Annotated in this window: 14 protein-coding genes and 2 pseudogenes; 6 read left to right on the top strand and 10 right to left on the bottom strand. The window is 66.8% G+C overall.

What is annotated here, in order from left to right:
- Nucleotides 1–91: 91 nt before the first annotated feature.
- Nucleotides 92–874, bottom strand: coding sequence for an enoyl-CoA hydratase/isomerase family protein (locus ACWPOB_RS08795; protein ID WP_455400573.1), 783 nt, complete (start codon nt 872–874; stop codon nt 92–94).
- A 214-nt stretch (nt 875–1,088) separates the two neighbouring features.
- Here ACWPOB_RS08795 and ACWPOB_RS08790 point away from each other — a divergent pair, with 214 nt between their 5' ends.
- Entirely contained in the window at nt 1,089–1,829 is a 741-nt protein-coding gene (locus tag ACWPOB_RS08790; protein ID WP_100055072.1) for a GntR family transcriptional regulator, read from the top strand.
- Nucleotides 1,830–1,841: 12 nt separating this feature from the next.
- Here the strand turns inward: ACWPOB_RS08790 and ACWPOB_RS08785 are convergent, their stop codons facing one another.
- The 4 genes from ACWPOB_RS08785 to ACWPOB_RS08770 all read right to left on the bottom strand — a co-directional run bounded on the left by ACWPOB_RS08785 (nt 1,842) and on the right by ACWPOB_RS08770 (nt 6,853).
- Entirely contained in the window at nt 1,842–2,894 is a 1,053-nt protein-coding gene (locus ACWPOB_RS08785; RefSeq protein ID WP_100055071.1) for an MBL fold metallo-hydrolase, read from the bottom strand.
- On the bottom strand, nt 2,891–4,078 hold the full coding sequence (locus ACWPOB_RS08780) for a CaiB/BaiF CoA transferase family protein (RefSeq protein WP_100055094.1): 1,188 nt from the start codon (nt 4,076–4,078) through the stop codon (nt 2,891–2,893). Before ACWPOB_RS08780 ends, ACWPOB_RS08785 begins: the two co-directional genes overlap by 4 nt.
- Before the next feature lie 182 nt (nt 4,079–4,260).
- The gene (locus tag ACWPOB_RS08775; protein ID WP_455400572.1) at nt 4,261–5,490 is read right to left on the bottom strand and encodes a CaiB/BaiF CoA transferase family protein; all 1,230 of its coding nucleotides are present in this window, start codon (nt 5,488–5,490) and stop codon (nt 4,261–4,263) included.
- A gap of 166 nt (nt 5,491–5,656) precedes the next feature.
- Entirely contained in the window at nt 5,657–6,853 is a 1,197-nt protein-coding gene (locus ACWPOB_RS08770; protein WP_100055070.1) for an FAS1-like dehydratase domain-containing protein, read from the bottom strand.
- Between the two features lie 157 nt (nt 6,854–7,010).
- Between ACWPOB_RS08770 and ACWPOB_RS08765 the strand changes: the two genes are divergently transcribed.
- Nucleotides 7,011–8,525 (top strand): MFS transporter, encoded by a 1,515-nt coding sequence (locus ACWPOB_RS08765; protein ID WP_455400571.1) that lies wholly within the window; start codon nt 7,011–7,013, stop codon nt 8,523–8,525.
- Between the two features lie 143 nt (nt 8,526–8,668).
- On the opposite strand, the gene dctP is transcribed toward ACWPOB_RS08765, so the two are convergent.
- Genes dctP through ACWPOB_RS08750 form a run of 3 tightly spaced genes read right to left on the bottom strand, consistent with a single transcriptional unit; the run spans nt 8,669 to nt 11,696 of the window.
- On the bottom strand, nt 8,669–9,772 hold the full coding sequence (dctP, locus tag ACWPOB_RS08760; RefSeq protein WP_455400570.1) for a TRAP transporter substrate-binding protein DctP: 1,104 nt from the start codon (nt 9,770–9,772) through the stop codon (nt 8,669–8,671).
- 39 nt (nt 9,773–9,811) lie between these two features.
- On the bottom strand, nt 9,812–11,104 hold the full coding sequence (locus ACWPOB_RS08755; protein WP_455400569.1) for a TRAP transporter large permease: 1,293 nt from the start codon (nt 11,102–11,104) through the stop codon (nt 9,812–9,814).
- Complete coding sequence (locus ACWPOB_RS08750) at nt 11,094–11,696, bottom strand: TRAP transporter small permease (RefSeq protein WP_455400568.1); 603 nt, start codon at nt 11,694–11,696, stop codon at nt 11,094–11,096. The genes ACWPOB_RS08755 and ACWPOB_RS08750 overlap by 11 nt, the downstream gene beginning before the upstream one ends.
- A 398-nt stretch (nt 11,697–12,094) precedes the next feature.
- Between ACWPOB_RS08750 and ACWPOB_RS08745 the strand changes: the two are divergent.
- A pseudogene (locus ACWPOB_RS08745) lies at nt 12,095–13,015 on the top strand (Na+/H+ antiporter NhaA); the annotation flags it as partial.
- Between the two features lie 87 nt (nt 13,016–13,102).
- Here the strand turns inward: ACWPOB_RS08745 and ACWPOB_RS08740 are convergent.
- Nucleotides 13,103–14,539: an aldehyde dehydrogenase family protein gene (locus tag ACWPOB_RS08740; protein ID WP_455400567.1), complete on the bottom strand. Its 1,437-nt coding sequence runs from the start codon at nt 14,537–14,539 to the stop codon at nt 13,103–13,105.
- A 154-nt stretch (nt 14,540–14,693) separates the two neighbouring features.
- Between ACWPOB_RS08740 and ACWPOB_RS08735 the strand changes: the two genes are divergently transcribed.
- Both ACWPOB_RS08735 and ACWPOB_RS08730 read left to right on the top strand, forming a co-directional pair.
- Nucleotides 14,694–15,824 (top strand): zinc-binding dehydrogenase, encoded by a 1,131-nt coding sequence (locus ACWPOB_RS08735; protein ID WP_100055066.1) that lies wholly within the window; start codon nt 14,694–14,696, stop codon nt 15,822–15,824.
- A 49-nt stretch (nt 15,825–15,873) separates the two neighbouring features.
- A complete protein-coding gene (locus tag ACWPOB_RS08730; RefSeq protein ID WP_455400566.1) occupies nt 15,874–16,920 on the top strand; it encodes an AbrB family transcriptional regulator in 1,047 nt (348 codons plus the stop codon).
- A 74-nt stretch (nt 16,921–16,994) separates the two neighbouring features.
- Here ACWPOB_RS08730 and ACWPOB_RS08725 read toward each other — a convergent pair whose 3' ends face one another.
- Nucleotides 16,995–17,861: an N-acyl homoserine lactonase family protein gene (locus ACWPOB_RS08725; RefSeq protein ID WP_100055064.1), complete on the bottom strand. Its 867-nt coding sequence runs from the start codon at nt 17,859–17,861 to the stop codon at nt 16,995–16,997.
- 970 nt (nt 17,862–18,831) lie between these two features.
- Here ACWPOB_RS08725 and ACWPOB_RS08720 point away from each other — a divergent pair.
- Nucleotides 18,832–19,095 (top strand): annotated as a pseudogene (locus tag ACWPOB_RS08720) (acetyl-CoA C-acyltransferase); the annotation flags it as partial.
- Nucleotides 19,096–20,151: the final 1,056 nt, after the last annotated feature.

Genomic DNA, 20,151 nt, shown 5'->3' with positions numbered 1-20,151 from the left:
AATCACGTGCACCGACGCCGGCGACGTCATGCGGCACCCCCTGCTTCCACCGGGCCCGGAGCTCCGCAGAAGCATGGAGCACGGCCGTCGACTACCGGCCGACAAAAACACCCTTGCGCTTCTCCCTGAAGGCCGCCATCGCCTCCACCGAATCCTCGGTGGATTGGATGATCGCCTGATGGGAAGAGATCAGATCCAAGGACGCCGCCAGGGGCAGCGTTTCGCCGTGAACGGTGGCGCGCTTGATCATTCGCATCGCCAGCGGCGGCTGCGCCGCCAGGCGGCAGGCGAATTCGTCGAGGTTGGCGTCGAACTCACCGTCCGGGTAGACGTGGTTCACCAGACCGATCTCCAGCGCGGTCTCGGCATCGACGAAGTCCCCGGTCCACAGCAACTCCAGGGCCTTTGCCTTACCTACGAGCCGGGGAAGGAAGTGGCATCCGCCGTCTCCGGGCAGCAGTCCGACCCTGATGTAGCCCTCCGACATCCGAGCGCTCTCCGCCGCGACGCGGATGTCCGCCATCAACGCCATGTCCATTCCGGCGCCCACCGCGACACCCGACACGCCGGCGATGTACGGCTTGTCGAAGCGTTCGACCGCGCGCGCGACGATGTGCACTCGGTCGGTCAGCATGGCCTTGTCGGAATACGGGGTGGCACGTTCGGTGGCGAAGTCCTCCAAATCGACTCCCGCGCAGAACGCACCGCCGGCACCGGAGACCGTCACCACACGAACGGCATCGTCGTGCTGTGCATTGTCGAGAATGGACGCCCAGTCCTCGAGCATTCCGAAGGTGAAGGCGTTCTTGCGGTGCGGCCGGTTCAGCAGGATGCGACCTACCCCGCCCTCGACGGTGAACTCGATGTCTGCCATTGGTTCAGCTCCTCCATGTGATTGGATAATCTAGAATATACTATTTATGAGTCCTCGAAAAGGGTGCGGCGACAACAGACTCGGGCCTGAGCCGGCCCATGCGACCGATAGATTCGGTCGGCGCACGAGGGAACGAACCGTCCGGTTTCCGGACGTTCAGCGCCGGGTCGCGATAGTATAGTATTTAGCCCCACTCCCCGAGAGAGGTACAGCCGTGGCGACCGCAAAGACAGCCGGAGCAGCGAAGGACAACAGGCCGGAGACACTGGTCTCGTTCATCGAGCGCCGCATCGAGACGGCGATCGCCGAGGGCGAGTACGGCAGCGGGGCCCGCTTGTCCCCCTCCGCCCTGGCCAAGGAATTCGAGGTCTCCCACATCCCGGTGCGCGAAGCGCTCAGTTCGCTGGCGGCGAAGGGCTTCATCGACTACCGGCAGGCGCGCGGTTTCTTCACCCGCGACCTGAGCTTCGACGAACTCGACGACATCTACACCTGGCGCACGGTACTCGAAACCGAGGCGCTCAGGCTGGCGATGCCCAAGATCACCGAGGGCGACATCGCGGAAATGCGCGGCATCCTCGAGGAGGAGAGCCACAAGCTCAGCGCCGCGGATCGCCTCGAATACCTCGAGCTGAACCGCAGGTTCCACTTCGTCGCGTTCAACCGGGTCGGGTCTCCGGTGTTGCTGCACCTACTGGGCTATCTGTGGGACATCACCAAGCCGTACACCGCGGCGGAGTTGATCGAGAGCACCCAGGGGCACGAGGACCACCTTCGCCAACTCGAGCTGTTCGAGGCCCGCGACATCGACGGCATGATCGCGGCGATGGACGCGCACCGCGGTTACCGCCGCAACATGCAGCGCGACCGCGAGGCGCGCATGGATGAGCCCGCGCCCGCGAAGAAGGCGCGGGCGAGAAAGCCGGCTGCGCGGAAGTCGACCGCCGGCAAATAACACCCGCGCTGGTCACGCGGTCTCGCGGCGAGGCATTCCGTCCGCGGCGCGGGACCAGCGTTCGGGGACCTCGGCATCGACGGCGAGCCGGCCCTCGTTGCGGAGCCGGTACAGGTGGGCGTGGGTCTCGCCGATCGCCTGCCGGCGCCCGCGCGAGGCCAGCTGCTCGAACGGCCGAGCCCACTTCAATGCCTGGGTCACCTCCCATACCGTCTCCGCGCCCGAGGCAACGACCGCCTCGACCTCCCGGCCGCGTTCGTCCTGGTGATCCTGCAGGAACTGTAGCCGAGGCTCGAGCGTGTCGAAGGCCCATTCGTGACCGGGCAGCACCAACGCATCGGACGCGACCCGCAGGCGTTCGAGGGAGCGGGAGTAGTCCGCCAGTGGGTCGTCGCCATAGCCCGGCCGCCGGGAGACGTTCGGGGTGACCCGGGGCAGCACGTGATCGCCGGTGAACACCAGGTTCCGTTCGGTGTCGTGGAAGCACAGGTGGCCGGGGGTGTGACCCGGGGTGTGCAGTGCCACCAATGAGCCACGGGTGGCGGGCACCTTGTCCCCGTCGCCCAACAGGATATCGGGTCTGACCGACGCGAATCCCGAGGTGAGTTCCGCTTCCTCGCTGTGGATCTCGTCGAGGACGTGCGCTGGCACACCGCAGCGGGTGAGCCAGACGGTCATGTCCTCGACCCGCGCCCGGATCGACGCCTCGTCCCGGACGACGTGCGGCAGCTCCCCCGGATGCATCGCGATCCAGGCGTCGGTGTGCTTCTGTACCCGGTCGGCCAGGCCGTAGTGGTCGGGGTGGACGTGGGTGACCAGCACACCGAGCAGGGAATCCAACCCCGCTCCGGCGCGCTTGAGGCCGAGCTGGAAGGCTTCCCAGGATTCGTCGGAGTTCCAGCCCAGGTCGACCGCGATCACGCCCCGGTCGACCGCAACGAGGTAGCCGAACGAGTAGGCCAGCGGGCTGGGGAAGGGCAGGGTGGTACCCCACACCCCGCGGGCGAAGGCGGTGCCGGTGACCCCTGCCTTGCGGGCCGGGTCCGCTGTTCCCGCCGCGCTCACAGCACACCGTCCTCGCGGAGCTTGCCGACCTCGTCTGCCGACATTCCCAGTCGGGAGGTGAGCACCTCGTCGGTGTGCTCACCGAGTCCGCCGGCGCGGGCGGGCTCGACGAGGGGCGAATCGGACAGCAGGATCGGGCTGCCGAGCGTGGTCCACTCTCCCCGCTCGTCGACCATCCGGCGGATGATTCCCCGCTCGCGCACGTGTGGATCCTCGAGCAACTCGGGTAGCGTAACGACTGGGGCGCACGGGATCTTGGCTGCCTGGAGGGCCTTGACCAGCTCGTCCTTGGGTCGTTGCTGCGTCCACCGCTCGATCAGAGTGTCGACCTCGACATCGTTGGCGCATCGACCCGCCATGTCGGCGAAGCGCTCGTCAGCGAGGTCCGGGTCGCCGATCAGCGCGCACAGTCGGTCCCAGTGCGCCTGTGTCGGTGCGAGCAAGGTGATCCAGCCGTCGCTCGCCCGGAAGGCGTTGTAGGGCACGACCGCCAGGCCCCCGTGCCGGTTGCCGGTCCGCTCCGGGATGGTGCCCTCGCTGTTGAGCCATCCCGCAATGTTCGAGGTCAGGGCTGGGATGATTGCGTCCTGGAGAGCCACTTCGACGTGCTGGCCTCGTCCGGTGACGGTGCGTTGGTAGAGGGCGGCTGTCACGCCGGCCACCAGGTGCGTGCCGGCCATGATGTCGACGACCGACGGGCCGGTGCGGACCGGTGGGCCGTCGTCGAAGCCGGTCGTGCTCATGACAGCGGTACGGGCCTGGATGGTCAGGTCCATTGCCGGCTCGCCTGCATACGGACCGAAGGAGCCGAACCCGCTACCCGAGGCCATGATCAGGCGCGGATTGACCTGGCTCAATTGCTCGTAACCCAGGCCGAAGCGCTCCATCGCGCCCGGAGACAGGTTCTGCACCAGCACATCGGACTCGCGGACGAGCGAACGCAAGATCTCCTGACCGGCGGGATGCTTGAGGTCGAGTCGCACTGTGCATTTGCCCGCGTTCATGAACTGGAACTGCACGGACATGCCTTCGTCGTCGACCGTGGGTAGGCGACGATAGGGATCACCCTCGGGGGCTTCGATCTTCACGACGTCGGCACCGAGCCGGGCCATCAGCATGGTGGCGTACGGTGCCATGTAGAACTGCCCGAGGCAGATCACCTTCACGCCCTCGAGAGCTGTCACGACGTACTCCTCCAACTAGTTCGATCAGGCGGGGATGCGCCTGTGGTTCGCGGGTTCGACAGTCTTGGAGACCGAGACCGAGTCCGATTCAGTGGAACGAATGTCCTCGGGCGCGGCTGCCGGCAGCCGCGCTCGAGTGTTCTTCTATGGCCTCCACTCGGCGCCACCGAAGACGCTTGGAGCTACGAGGAGACGTCGACCCGGTCCACTCCCACCGCGCCGGTGGATAGCAGCCGGTCGATCTCTTCCTCGCCCTTGCCGAGCACGTCCTGCAGCACGTCCACCGAGTGTTCACCGATTCTCGGCGGAGTCTGCGATTCGGCGAGCGGCCAGGACGAGGAGCGCACCGGGAACCGTGCTGTGGGGCAGGCAATTCCGTCTCGACCGACGTCCTGGACGATCTGGTTGTACTGTGCTTGCTCGCTCGCGACCGCCTCGTGCAGCTCCAGCACCGGGCTGGCCGGTACATCCGCGACCTTGAGAGTGTCCAGCCACTGCTCGCGGGTGCGGGTGCGGAAGATGTCCTCGAGCATCGGAGCCAGCACGCTCCGGTTCTCCAGCCGCTTGGCGTTGGTCTCGAAGCGGGGATCTTCGGGCCATTCCGGACGATCGACAGCGAGGCACAGTCGCCGCCAGAAGCCCTGGGTGAAGGCACCGACCATGACGTACGCGCCGTCCGAGCACTCGAAAGCCTGGTAGGGCACGATCTGGGCGTGGGTTCTGCCGCAGCGCGGAACGGTCTCGCCGAGGCCGGCGACGGCGGGCAGGTAGTTCGACATCAGCGCGATGCTGCTGTCGAGCATGGCGACCTCGATGTGCTGACCCTCGGGATGTTGGTCCCGCACGTAGAGTGCGCTGAGGATGCCGACGGTCCCGAAGAGTCCGGTGCTGAAGTCGCTGATCGGGGCGCCGACCCGGACCGGACCGCCGCCGACCTCGCCGGTGATGCCCATGAGACCGGAGACGGCCTGCATGATGATGTCGTTCGCCGGTCGGTCGCTGAGCGGGCCCTCGGGGCCGAAGGCCGACAACGAGCAGTAGACGACACCGGGCCGTCGGGCGGCGATCTGCTCGAATCCGAGTCCGAGACGGTCCATCACGCCCGGCCGGAAGTTTTGGACGACGATGTCGCACTTCTCGGCGAGTTGGAGCGCGACTTCCCGGCCCTCCGGGGTCCCGAGATCGAGGGCGATACCGCGCTTGTTCCGGTTGAGGGCGACGTAGTAGTCACTCTCGAGGGGGCCGAGCATCGGCTTGCCCATGTGGCGCGAGCCGTCTCCTCGTCCCGGCTTCTCCACCTTGATGACCTCGGCTCCGAGGTCGGCCAACATCACGGTGGCGAAGGGGCCGGCCGCCGCGTGGGTGAAGTCGAGAACGCGGATCCCCTTCATGGGGCGCTGAACTGTGGTCATGAGAGAGCTCCTCGATTCCGGAGGCACCGGAACTGGTGATGAATGGTCGCCCGCTGCGGGCACCGGCATCGGCGAGTGTGTCGACAGGCCGCGCCGCGAAGGGTCCGAGACGACGCGGCCTGCCGTACTGGCTCAGGAACGGTTCTTTCCTGGCCAGCTGCCGGGGTTAAGCCCGGCCGTCTTCCTGGACGTCGATCGGGAACTGGATCGGGCCCGTTTCCTTGCTCGGCAGAGCGAAGATGACGGTGCCCGGCATGACGTCCTGTCCACGCTGGTTGATCGAGGTGAACTTGCCCTTGACGTAGCCGGTGCCGGTCTTGGCACCACGCCACTTGTCGACGATCTCACCCTTGATCCGGTACACGTCGCCGATGAACACCATGTTGCGGTACTGGAAGTCGAGGTCGGCCACCCAGCCCTCGTCGCCCGGGTAGAGGCTGGCCCAGTAGGTGGCGTAGCCGCCACGCTGCGAACCGTAATCGTACGGGGCCGGCATACCGATCTCGGCGGCCATGAAGTCGTCCCAGTGCACCCGCTCGATCGCCTGCGGGATACCCGTCTTCGGATCGGTGACCGCGACCTTGGGGGACTGGCGACGGTAGTCGAGCCAGTACTTGCCGGCGCGCACGTGCGGCGAACCGATGCCCTGCAGCCACGCCACCATCTCCGGCACGGTCAGCGGGCCCTTGACGACCGGATCGATGGCGTCACCGACCTGCACGTCCTCCCAGTAACGGGTCTCGGCACCCCGGGGCTTCTCGGCGTCGAGCTCGGCATCGATCTGCGCGATCTCTTCGGCGGTGTACGTAGCAAGTTCCAGGGTGGCGTTCTTGCCGGTCGACTTGGACTCCCCACGCTCCATGCGGAAGATCGGCATGGTCTGGATGGCGACCAGTTCGTCACGCTGGTTGTAGTAGCGGATCTCGTCGGCCTGCACGAGCATCCTGTTCGCCATCCGGCCTTCCTTGAAGTCGGCCTTGATCAGCTCCTTGGTGGCCCGCAGCACGTCACCGTTGCGCACCGGCTGGAAGAACTGCCAGTGATCGCCGGAGTGCAGGCCGTGCACTCCGGGCAGGCCCTGTCCGCGGCGCAGATCCCAGCTGCCCCAAGCGACTCCGTAGAAGATGCCGGGAGGTGCGATCACGTCGCCGTGCGGGCCGCTCGTCGCGTACTCCTCGTCGAGGTACAGCGGGTTCTGGTCGCCCACCGCGCGGGCGAAGTGCGTGATGCTGTCCGGGTTGATGTGCCGGATGTACGGCTTCTCGATGGGCATCACCTTGCCCAAGCGGCTGCGCAGCCGGGCGACAGCCTCGTCCGACATGGTGCCGTATTCCGCGCTGACGTCGACGGTTTCGGTAGTCATACCCACTCCTTGGTTCTCCGGGTGCTTCGGTAGCTACAATATATTATAGCTAGTCAAGTGACAAGAGCCGCGTTTCACAGGCTGCGAAAGACAGCCCGACCTCGGCCTTCCCGGCGTCGTCGGTACACCGACCTACGAACACGTGAAGGACGCATCGATGAGCACATGCACCGCCCGCCCCGCCCTGCTGCCGGTCCTGGTCTACGCCAGCCTGACCAGTGCGGTTGTCAGCTCGCTGGGCATGCTGCTGGTACCGACGATCTCGCGCGACATGGACGTCTCCGTCAGCAGCGCGCAGTGGATGCTGACCGTCAATCTCCTCGTCGGTGCGGTGGCCACACCGATCATGGGTCGGCTCAGCGACGGCCCACACAAGAAGCGCCTCCTGTTGGTCTCGCTCGCCGTGATCCTCGTCGGGTCGGTCATCGCCGCGGCCGCCCCGAACTTCCCGATCTTCCTGCTGGGACGGGCACTGCAAGGCCTGTCCTACGGGATCGTCCCGGTCACGATCGCACTCGCTCGCCGTTATCTGCCGGAGGAGTCTGTGCGACCTGCCATTTCGAGCCTGTCGATAGCCGTCGCGGCAGGGATGGGCGTGGGCTATCCGCTCACCGGCGTGCTCGCGAGCGAGTTGGGCTTCCGCTCGGCCTTCGGGTTCGCGGCGGTGTTCCTGCTCACCGCGGCAGCCGCGGTGCACCGAGCGGTGCCCGACGGTCCCGACCTGCGCGCCCTTCGCGACACCTTCGATGCGGCAGGGGCCGTCCTGCTCGGTCTCGGGCTCTCGGCGCTGCTGCTGGTGGTCAGCGAAGGCTCGAACTGGGGCTGGGCGTCGGGTTGGACGCTCGGCGCCGTACTTTTTGCCGCTGTCCTGCTCGTCGCCTGGATAGTGGTCGAGCTACGAACGGGGGATCCTCTGGTCGACCTGCGGGTGTTCCGCAATGCGGACGTCGTGCTCGCAAACGGCACCGCGATCGGGCTCGGCGCCGCCCTGTATGTCGGCCTGTCGGTCGGTGGGTTGGCCGCACAGGCGCCGACGTCCACCGAGTACGGCGTCGGCCTGCCCCTGTTCTGGGCGGGTTTCGTGATGCTCCCATTGTCAGTGGGAAGTCTCGGCGCCGGTCGACTGGTCCGGGTGCTCACCCGGCGGGTTCAGATGACGACGATGCTGCCGATCGGCGCCGCTGTGATGACCGCCTCTGCCGTTCTGCTCTGGCGGGTACACGACAACCTCGCCGGGATCCTGGGCGGAATGCTGCTGTTCGGCATCGGACTCGGCACCACGTATGCGGCCATGCCGGCCCTGATCGCGCGGAACGTCGCCGCCGTCCAACTCGGCAGCGCGGTGAGCTTCAACCAAGTGCTTCGCACCGTCGGCGGCGCGTTCGGCAGTGCGGTCTCGGGCGCGGTACTGGCCACCCACCTGGCCTCGGACCGCCATCCGACCGAGGCCGGCATCAGTCTGGCCTTTGCGGCCGGAGCTGTCTGCAGTGCCGCGGTACTGACGGCACTCTGCTGCAATTGCATTCGTGACCGTCGAGGGCGGTCGAGGGCCGCCGTATGCTCCGACACGCGAACCACTCCACGCCGACCGCGATACCGACTGAAACGCAGCGACTGTTGCCTGCTTTCGGTCCGACCCCGTCGGGCCGGGTCACCGCTGCCGAAGAGGTGATCCTGGTCGGTTCTGTCCAGCAGGTTCATGTCTCATCGCCGGGTTGTCCCACCCGGCCGCGAAGCCGGTGCCTTCCGTATCGAGACGGAAGGCACCGGCTTCGGTGCGGGTAAGTCACGGTGGAGCGATCCCCACTGCGACTCTCAGGAGCCGCGCGCAGGAGCGTGCCGACGCTCGAGGGCATCTGCCCAGGCGTCCAGCACCTCGCGGGCCGGCTTGCCCGGCCGCTCGCGTTGGGCCACCCACTCCTCCTGGGACTGCGTCATGGCCGGCTCGAGGTCGGCCAACTCCTGCGGAGTGAGCTGGTAGAACTCGACGTCCGACGACATCGACTCGAGGGCCTTGGCGTTCTGGTCGGCGTAGAAGGCCGTCAGGGTCGCCAGCGCCACCTCCCGCGCCTCGGCCATCGCGGTCCGGATGTCCTCCGGCAGGTTCTGCCAGGCCTCCTCGCGGATTGCCAGCACGGTCGGTCCGGCACCGAAGGGGGCATTGGTCGACGCCGAGCGGGTCACCTCGTCGAGGGCCGCAGCGGGCATGGACTCGAGGGTGTTGATGCCGGCGTCGATCGTTCCGCGTTGCATGGCCTCGTACACTTCGCCCGAACTCATGTGAACGGGTGCGGCACCGAGGTTCTTGACAACGAAGTCGGATGCGCCACCGGCGCTGCGCACCGTCAATCCCCGCCAGTCGTCCCCGGTGCGCACCGGCTCACCGGTGCCGAGCAGCTGGTACTTGCCGGCCAGAATCCCCATCACCGGACGAACGTTCTTCGGCAGATAGTCCTTCTCCCCAAGGATCCCGCTGAGCAGCTCCCAGTAGGCGCCCTGCATCGATTCCAGCGAATCCTCGGCTCCGAAGCCGGGGACCGCCGTGACATCGCTCAACGGAAGCTCCGCTCCCGCGGCGTTCGCCGGCACGAAGTAGCCGAGGTCGATCACTCCCGAGCGGATCGCCGAGAAGACGTCGTTGGCCTCGATGAGCTGGCCGGCCGGGAAGTACTCGAACTTCACCCGCCCCGCGGTTCGCGTCTCGACCTCGTCCATCCACACCTCGAGAGCGTTCTTGGTGATGGCGTGCCGGGTCGAGAACTGGTGCGCGAAGCGCAAGGTGATCGTGCCATCGTCGGCAACCTCGCCGCGCTGCACCGCGGAGCTGCAACCGGACAGCAGCAGTGCGCAGGTGAGCACTGCGGCAAGCAGTCCGACGCCGCCTCCTCGCCTGTTCTTGAGGGATTTGAACGTGATCACGGAAGTGGTGTCCTCTCGTATGGTGCTCAGTCGAGCCGGTTACCCGCGCAACGAGGGCAGGAACGTGACGATGGTCGGGAAGGCGATGATCAGCGCCGCCGTGGCGACAGCGGCAAGGTAGAACCGGGTCACACCCCGGAAGGCCACACCCAGATCTCCCCCGGACGCGCCTGAAGCGACGTACACGTTGATCCCCACCGGCGGAGTGATCAATCCCAACTCGATGACCAGAACGACCATGATGCCGAACCAGATCGGGTCGTAACCCAAACCGACGACGAGAGGGAAGAACACCGGCAGGGTCAGCAGCATCATGCCGAGCCCGTCCATGAAGCAGCCGAGGACGGCGTAGACCAGGAACACGAGCACGATGACCAGCAGCGGCGGGATGCCCGATTCCTTGATCGTCTCGGTCAGGCTCTGCGTGACGCCGGTCAGAGTCAGGAACTGGGTGAAGAGCTTGGCGCCGATGACGATGATGAACACCGCCGCGGTGATCTCCGCGGTGCGCCGAAGCGAGGTCAGGATTCCGTTCCACCGCAGTCCGCCGAAGATCATCGCGACGATCAGCGCGCCGAAGGCGCCCACGGCACCGGCCTCGGTGGCGGTGACGATGCCCGAGTACATGCCACCCAGGACGAGCGTGACGAGCAGGATCGCCGGTCCGGTGTGCCGGACCGACTCGAGACGTTCCCGCCAGGTGGTTTCCGGGGTGGGCGGGGCGATCTCGGGACGCATCCGCTGCCACACCACAATCGTGCCCACGAAGAGCAGCCCCAGGATGATGCCCGGAACGATGCCTGCGGTGAACAGGTCGACGATCGACGTCTCGGTGGTGATGCCGTACATCAGCAGCGGCACACTGGGCGGAATCATCACAGCTAGGGTGCCGGACGAGGCGACCGAGGACAGCGACAGGCGGTCGTGATAGCCGCTCTTACGCATCTCGGGGATACAGATTCGCGACAGGCTCGCCGTGGCGGCCACACTCGAGCCGGAAATGGTGCCCATACCGGCGCCGGCTCCCACGCTGGCGATGGCGAGGCCACCCGGTAGCCGCCCGAACCAGGCTCTCGCGGCATCGAACAATCGGCCGACGATCGTGCTCGCGCCGAGGAACTCGGCCATCAGGATGAACATCGGCAACGCGGTCAAGCTGAAGCTTTGCGTCGCACCGTGTGGTCCGGTGGACAGCAGTGCGGCCGGGGTGTCGAAACCGTCGATGGCCCACAGACCGGCGATGCCGGCTCCGGCCATCGCGAATCCGACCGGGGTTCCGAGCGCCAGGAGGACGATCAGCACCAGGACCGGCCCGAGAACCTCAAACAACATCGGCGTGCCTTTCTGCTTCGCGCTCGTCGTCTGCCTCGCGTGCAACGCCGGCGGTGGCGATCTGCCAGAGGCCGCGCACGATTGCGCCGGCGAGGCCGATCGGGACGAACACCCAGGACAGGCCCAGCGGGAGCGGTGGGTAGCCGCCCAGGACCGCCCCCCACGCGCCGCCGAGCTCGTGGAGGGCGCCCTCGAGCATCACCATCATGATCAGGACCACGATCACGTTCACCAGCACCTTGCAGATCAGACGCCCGCGCGTACCCAATCGATCGACGACCAGGGTCGCCGAGATGTGCGCGTCCACCGCCTGCACGCGCGGAAGAGCGAGGAAGACGAGCGCCGGCATGAAGTACAGCAGCGTGACGTTCATGGCCCCGGGAAGGGGACTCTGGAACAGGTAGCGTGCCGCGGCGTTGGCCACCGTCAGCAACATGACCACGGTGAGGGCACCGAGCGCGAGTGTTTCCAGTACCCAGTCGACTGCCTTCATCGCCCGGTCCACCTGCCGTACCGGTTGTGGCCGATCCCGTTCGATGACCGCAGGTTCCATCCTCGTCTTGTCGGTGTCGAGGGCGGTTTCGGCACTCATGGTTGCCTCCGATCAGGTCCGTGAACGCTGCGCGCCCGCTCGCCGGCGGAAGGTGGGTGTAGCTGACCCATTGCATATCCCCTTGTCAGATGGATGTGTCGCTCTCGCCAGTCGGAACGCCAGTGGCGATATCCCGGCTCACCATTGTGAGCCGCGACACAAGCTAGATGATATACTGTAGATCAACGTTGGCGTCAACTGCTGTCGCGATTCACAGCGCATCCGAAAAATTCGACCGTTGCATCCGATCCGTGCCCGAACCCTCAAGTAGATAATGCACTGCGTCCCAAAGATGTTCGGCACAGCTACCGCGGCGGGTTGCAGTTTCCGCCGAAGACGCCGCCGCAGGTACCCGATCGGAGGATTGCCCGTGTCCGCTGAACCCATTCGCCTGCGCGATGTCGTTCGCCGGCCGCATCGCGACCATCCTGCGACAGGACACCGTCGCGAGAGTGCTGCTCGCCGCCGCGGCGGTCGCCTCGGTGTGGGCCAATTCTCCGTGGTCGCGGTCCTACCACGTGCTCCGCGACACCACCATCGGCCCGGCCACGATACATCTGGATCTCTCCCTCGCCGCCTGGACGGCGGACGGCCTGTTGACCGTATTCTTCTTCGTGGTCGGGGTCGAGCTCAAACGCGAGTTCGTCACACGCCAGTTGCGTGATCCCCGCCGCGCCGCCCTGCCGATCGCCGCGGCAGTGGGTGGCATGTCAGTGCCCGCGGCAATCTTCCTGCTGGCCAACCGCAACGGCGGCGCGGAGGCACTGGCTGGCTAGGCCGTTCCGACCGCCACCGACATCGCCTTCGCGGTCGCGGTCCTCGCGGTTATCGGCGCACATCTACCCCCGGCCCTGCGCACCTTTCTGCTCACCCTCGCCGTGGTGGACGACCTCCTCGCAGTCGGCGTGATCGCCGTCTTCTACACCGAGGACATCAATGTGCTCGCCCTCGCCGCGGCGGCACTGCCCCTGCTCGTCTTCGCCTGGGCCACCCGACGCGGCATCGGAAGCGTGTGGCTGCTGGCGCCTTTGGCCGCCGCGACCTGGCTGGCGGTGCACGAATCCGGAGCCCACGCCACCATCGCCGGCGTCCTGCTCGGACTGGCCGTTCCCGCGCGGTGTGCCCATCGCAGCGGACTGCGAATGCTCGAACACTTCGAGCACCGCCTGCGGCCGCTCTCGGCCGGGCTCACCGCACCGCTGTTCGTCTTCTTCGCCGCCGGTGTCGCCGTCGGAGGACTCGATGGCCTGGTAGCCGCCACCACGGATCTGCTCTTTGTCAGCGTCGCCGCCGCCCTCGTGGCCGGCAAGGTGATCGGGCACTGCCGACCTGAGCACCCACCGACCACAGGGGCCTCCGATTCTCGGTCGGAGTGCCCGTGTCCGCGCGGACGAGGGTCGGGCCGCTCAGCCGTTGAGCACGAAGAGCCGCTCCTCGGTCATCTCCCGAACCGCGAACTTCGGTCCCTCCCTGCCGATACCACTGTCCTTGACACCGCCGTACGGCATCTGGTCCGCGCGCCACCGCGAGGTTCCGTTGACGATCACCCCGCCGGTTCGCACGTTGCGCAGCGTCGCCAGCGCGAGGTCCAGGGAGTTGGTGAAGATCCCGCACTGCAAGCCGTACGGGCTGGCGCTGATCTCTTCGAAGATCGGCTCGATCTGCTCGTAGGGCTGCACCGACAGTACCGGGCCGAAGATCTCGTCCGTCACGATGTCCATCGACGAGTCGACGCGAGTGAGAACGGTGGCGTCCAGTTGCGCTCCGTTGCGGTTGCCGCCGCAGAGCAACTCGGCGCCGCGGTCGAGCGCCCGCGCGACCATGCCCGAGACCCGGATCGCGGCCTGCTCGTCGATCAGGGTGCCGACCTCCGTTGCCTGGTCGAGCGGATCGCCGAACCGGATCGAGCGTGTCTCCCGCACGAGTGCCTCGAGGAACTCCTCGTGGCGGTCCCGGTGGACGAACACGTTCTGCACCGATACACAGCTCTGACCGGCCAGTTGGATTCCGTTGCGCGCGCACGCCGTTGCCGCAGCTGCCAGATCGGCGTCGTGGTGCACGAAGGTCGGTCCCACCCCGCCGAGTTCGAGGGCCACGCGCTTCATCCCGACGTCCCGGCGGATGATCTTGCCGACCGGGATGGACCCGGTGAAGCTGACGAAGTCCACCCGCGGATCCGCCACCAGTTTCGGGCCCACGAGATCGCCGTAGACGACGTTGACGGCACCGTCCGGGACCCCCGCCTCCACTACGGCCTCGATCATCATGTGCACGCACAGCGGCGCCTTCGGCGACGGCTTGATCACCACGGCGTTGCCGGCGGCGAGGGCGGGACCGAGTTTGTGAGCGGCGAGGTTGATCGGCGCGTTGAAGGGCGTGATCGCGGCAACGACCCCCACCGGGAACCGCATGACCATGGCGATTTTTCCCGCGCCGGCAACCGAGGCGTCCATCGGGACGTGTTCGCCTTCGATGCGCACAGCCTCCTCGGCCGACAGGCGCAGGGTGTCGACGGCCCGCTCGACCTCCACCACCGCGTCCTGGATCGCCTTGCCGGTCTCGCGCGTCATGACCTCACCGATCTCACGGGCACGTGCGAGCAGAGTGTCGGCGATCCGGTGCAGCATCTTCGCGCGCTCGTACCCCGGCATCCGGGCCATCGCGGCGCTCGCGGCGTGCGCGGCCGCGAGCGCGTCATCGAGATCCCGCTCCGAGGAGACGGGCATGCGTCCGACCACGTCGCCGCGCCAGGGGTCGTGGACCTCCTGGGCGGTGTCCCCGTCCCGCCATTGCTTCCCGATCAACATCCGGGCGATGACCGGTTGTGAGTTGCTACCCGACACGTTCGTTCTCCTCTGTGTTGCGACGCTGCACCGGTCCGCACTCGGGCGAAGGTACGGGGCGCACCCGAGTGTCCGAGATCACCATAGAGTGTATATTGTTTATCAACTGATGGACCAGTCACACCACGAACACCCGGCGCCGAGGAGAGTTGACATGCGGATGAAAGCGGCAGTGATGCACGAGCAGGGCCTGGCCCTGCCCTACTCCGACAGCAGGCCCTTCCGAATCGAAGAGGTCGACCTCGAGGGCCCCCAGGAAGGCGAGGTCCTCGTCGAGGTCCGAGCCGCCGGCGTCTGCCACTCGGATCTGTCCGTCGTCGCCGGCCTGCGCAAGCGCGCGTTGCCCGTCGTCGGCGGCCACGAGGGCGCCGGCATCGTGCGCGAGGTGGGTGCCGGAGTCCAGGGGTTGCGGGCCGGCGACCACGTGGTGATGACGGTGGCCGGCGGCTGCGGCACCTGCGTGTACTGCGTGCAGGGGCGGCCTGTGATCTGCGACAACGTCGGCGTCAGCCGCGCCCAGGGGCTGCTGCCCAATGGTGCACGGCGGCTGAGCCTCGGCGGTGAGCCGGTCTACCACTACAGCGGCATCTCGTGCTTCGCCGAGTACGCCGTGACGGTGCCGAACTCCCTGGTCAAGATCGACTCCTCGATCCCGCTCGAGGTCGCGGCCGTCTTCGGGTGCGCCGTCGTGACCGGGGCGGGCGCGGTGTTCAACACCGCAGGGGTGCGGCCCGGCGACAGCGTCGCCGTCTTCGGGCTCGGCGGTGTCGGCCTGGTCTCCGTGATGGCCGCTCGTCTCGCCGGCGCATCGCAGATCATCGGAATCGACCTGCTGCCGGGCAAGTTCCAGCTCGCCAAGGAACTCGGCTGCACCCACACCGTCGAGGCCGGCGACCCGGACCTCGTCGAGAAGGTCCGGGAGATCTCGCACGGCGGTGTCGACCGGACGTTCGAGATCTCGGGCAGCACCGCCGCGCTGGCACCGGCCTTCGCCGTCACCCGCAAGGGGGGCGAGGTGATCTGTGTCGGCGTCGGCGCAACCGGAGCGGTCCACCAGTACCCGCACACCCAACTGGTTTCCGAGGAGAAGGTTTTACGGGGATCGTTGCTGGGCAGCGGAATCGCGGACAGGGACATCCCCCGGTTCCTGCGCTTCTACCAGGAAGGACGGTTGCCGGTGGACAGACTGTTGTCGGGAACCATCGATTTCGGCCAGCTGGACGGTGCGCTCGACCGCCTGCACGTCGGCACCGTGATCCGCCAGATACTGCTCCCCCACGCGTGAGACGATGACACGGACGCTCGGGCGCCGCGATACCCACGGGCGCGACAGTATGAGGTTCTGGCTGATCGTCGCCGGGACCTTCGCGGTGACGACGGCAGTGCTCGTCTTCGTCGGGGCACCGTCACCGTATCTGTTCGCCGGAGTACTCGCCGGCGGCCTGTGTGCCCTGAGCGTGCGCTCCCCCCGCAAGATGCCCGACACCTTCCGCGGAGTCACACTCGGCATCATCGGCGTACAGGCCGGCTCGATGATCGACTCGTCGGTCGTCGCCACCCTCGCCGCGCACCCCGTCGCCACCCTCGGCAGCGCGATGGCAACCCTCGCGGTCACCCTCGTTTTCGGGCAGCTGCTGCGGATCTCCCCGCACGTGCGCGGATCGACCGCCACCTTCGCTTCCATCGCCGGCGGTGCGTCCGGGCTGACCGCGATGGCGCGGGAACTGAAGGCCGACGAGGCGACCGTCGTATCGGTGCAGTACCTCCGGGTCCTCGTGGTGGTCTTGTCGGTACCCATGATTGCGCCCCTGCTCGGTGGGGGCGGTACCGGATCGGGCATTACGGCCGGCCACGACGGGTACTGGAGCGGACTGCCGTTCACCGTCGTGTCACTGCTGGCCGGGCTCGCGCTCGCTCGGGTACTGACGTTCACCGCATCGAAACTGATGTTGCCGATGCTCGTGGCCCTGGCGCTGACCCTGCTCGATGTGTTTCCGTCATACGACGTGCCGGTGCCGATCCTTGCAGTGGGGTTCGCCGCGATCGGGCTCATGGTGGGCCTGGACCTCACGCGGGACGTGCTGCGCAAGATCGCGACGATCATGCCTCTCGCACTGGTCTCGTTGCTGCTCAGTCTCGCCGCGTGCGCCGGAATCGGCGCGTTGATGGCCCATGCACTCGGAGTGAGCGTCTTCACCGGGTATCTGGCCACCACCCCCGGCGGTCTACCCGCTGTCACCGCCTTCGCCCTCGAGGCCGGCACCGACGTCGGTCTGATCGTCACCTGCCAGGTGGTGCGTCTGTTCCTCGCCCTGGCGATGGGCGTTGCGATGGCGGCCTATATCAAGCGCCGCGGCAGTGGGCCCGGCTCCGCGAACTGACCTGGCATCACTCATTCGGCAACACAGACGAGGGGCGGCAGGTCGTCGACCCGCCGCCCCTCGTCTGTGTTGCCTCAGCAGTGCCGCGGCCGCTGGGCGAGGCGGTGAGCCGCGTCGGCCAGTTCCCTCTCCGAGCGCGTCCGCTCGTCCAGGTCCACCGGCTTCGTCAGGTCGATGCACTGATCGGCGGCCACCTCGAACTTCCGGGTGACGTCCGGATCGTGGCCCGGCACGACGAGGGTGTCGGGGCGAGCGTCCAGGTCACGGAACATCTCGTAGCTCCGGTACATCGCAGCGAGATCGTGGAAGGTCGAGAACGGACGGTCCAGATTCATCTCGTCGTAGAAGTGCACGGCGTCCGAGGCGAGGACGAGCCGCCCCCCGTCGGTGTTCACCTCCGCGACGAGCTGCCCCGGGGTGTGGCCCGGCACCTTCGTCAGCACGAGTCCGGGGAACAGCTCATGCGAATTCTCGACCAGCTCCAGGCGCTCCTCACCGGCCAACTGCTGCACCATCCGGACCTCCTCGCTCTCGACCGGCCAGGCGATGGTGGGACGATCGGAGTAGGGGCCTGTCCAATACTCGAGTTCCGCGCGCGCGATGCTGAACGTGGCGTTCGGGAACAGGTCGATGTTGCCGATGTGGTCGTAGTGCATGTGCGAGAGCACCACGTGATCGACATCCTCGGCACGAGTTCCCATCCGGGACAGCAACTCCAGTGGACTTGTCTGCTGCAGCCGATTTCGCGCTCCGCCGCGTTCGTCGTCGAAACCGCAATCGACCAGGACGGTCCGGTTACCGTTGCGGACCAGCCAGAAGTAGTAGTCGAGGTCGCAGGACGAATCCTCCTCCCCGTACACCCCATAACAGTGATACGCCTTGCTGTGGGTCCACGACAGCGTGGCATAACGCAGAGCGAACACCTCATATGTGCTGGTCACAGTCCATCCTCACGTCGGTACGCAGCATCCCGGCGACAAGCACGGCAGGTAGCTACGTGCAGAGTTCACCACCCCAAGGTGTGTTGTTTATAGTATATCCCCAACAGCGCCCGGCAAAGTCGTTCGAGCCGAAGCTATCCCGATTGGCGGCCATGCCCTGGGCCTCTTCTCCTCCAGCGATTACCTGCAGCGCCGACGAGATCACTGCGGTGTCGATCCCGACCGTCGGGGCAGGGAAGCGGCGCGCGATCTGGTGCGGGCTCGCGAGGACTGCCGCAGGGATCCGGTGCGGGCGCGCACCGGCTGTCGAAGCTGCCGCTCCACCCGCAGCATCGTCTACCACGGCGGTGCAGCGCGAATCGGGGCGCACGATCGATGGCTACGTACCGTAACGGCACCGCAGTTGACGCCCAGGCGACACGGATGGCGGTTCGACGCCGACTACGCCCACGTGCTGACGAGGCAAGCCCGGCGCGGGTGCCTCGACACTGCGATCGAGAGAGGTCCGGGCGAGTGAGTTCACCCAGCAGTAACGGCGAGGCAGGCTGCCCTGCCGCGATCGGACCTCGAATGCTGGCATCGGGATCTTCTTGCGGACAAGCTGGATAGATAATATACTATTGTTAGCAGCGCCCAATTTCTCGGCCCGGGCGCCGCTTCCGCTTCCCGCTCTCGCTTCGAGGGTGCATTCGGCGGATGATCGCACACCGCAAAGGTTGGAGCCGCACGTTGATGTCCAAACTCTTCGTTACCCCTATGTCCTGGATACTGGCCGTCGCCGTTGTTCTCCTCGACCGGGCCCTTTCCCTGGAACTGCCCGAGAGCCCGGAGTGGCAGGAACTCGGCGCGCCGACATAGAAGTGGTGCTTGACCATCTGACCTGCCGGCGAATACTCCCGCCGGGGCGACTCCCTCGTAGGAACGCACTCGAGCCTCGCGCGTCCGAAGGGAGGCGAACTTGCTGTACCCCCCGGCCGACATCGACACCATCGAGCTGAACGAGGCGTTCGCCTCGCAGGCCGTCGCCGTGGTCCGCGACGCCAAGCTCGACCCGGCCAAGACCAACCCGCACGGCGGCGCGATCGCCCTCGGCCACGCGGTCGGCGCGACCGGCGCCATCCTGACCCTGCGGGTGGCCAAGGACCTGGTGTGCCGCGACCTCGAACTCGGCATCGTCACCATGTGCATCGGCGGCGGCCAGGCCCCGGCCGCCCTGCTGCGCCGCGTGCGCTGACCACCGAACTCCCCTGAGCGCGAACTGGGTGCGCTCGACTGATCCAGATGTACTGCCAACCATCCATTGAGGGGAAAGAGGATTCCCATGAACGGAATTCCCGCCAGCGCGTGTGCACAACATGAACGCGAAACCGCCTCCGAAGATCTTCTGGCGACAATGTCGTCGGACGCTCTTCTGGTCGCCGCCGACGCTCTCCGCGCATGGGGGGCCGAGAGCGACTCGGAGAGGATCGAAATGTGGGTTGCTCAACGGACGACAGAGCAGCAGCTGGCCCCGTACGAGCCAATTTTCTAGTAATGGACCTGTGCCGTCGACACCAACGAAGTGCACGATGCGGGCGGCCAACGACAGCGTTGCCGGAGTTTTCGGCACAGTTTGCGTACCGTGTCCCCTCGCACCGCAACACGGTGACAGCCCCGCGGTTGTTCGCCGTGCTGCTCGAGGACCTGGAGCATGTGCCGCCGGCCCTGGCCCCGGGCAAGCTGCGCGGCTTCGGCACCGCCCACCGTCCGTCAGGCCAAGCCGCCGCATCGACCACCGCAGCTCGAGATCTCCAACCACCCCGGCGCAGAACCCCGCCCCCGCCCAGCCCACCCGGCAGCGGGGACCGACGATCAAGCACTCACCCTCACTGCGCCACGCGCCACGCGACCCGCTTCTCGTCCCGTCCGGCGACATCTCCCCCGCACGTGCGGCCCGAGGCCGCCGACTCACCGATGAGACCAACCGCGACGCGATCAGCAACGTTCTTCTTGGCTCCGCCAGTCCCCACGCCAGAAGATGTACCAGCGGTCGTGCTGGTCGGCCGATCTTATTTCCCGGCAGTCTGTTTCACGGACAAACGCGGCTGATCGGCGAGCCGCGCGCCCCGTCGCCGAGGCAGTCGAATCCGGCACACTCACCCGTGTCAGGCGCCGAGACATCTCAACCGGCACTGAACAGGTCGATCTCGTCCTCCGAGGCGTGGTCGACATCGAAAACTAGGGACCTGAGATTGTCGAAGTCCGCCTATGAATGCCCGCCGACGAGCCGGTAGTGCATGCCGCACGGGCG

The organism is Rhodococcus sp. 2H158 (genome assembly GCF_053764755.1).
This window is presented reverse-complemented; position numbering and strand designations above follow the sequence as displayed.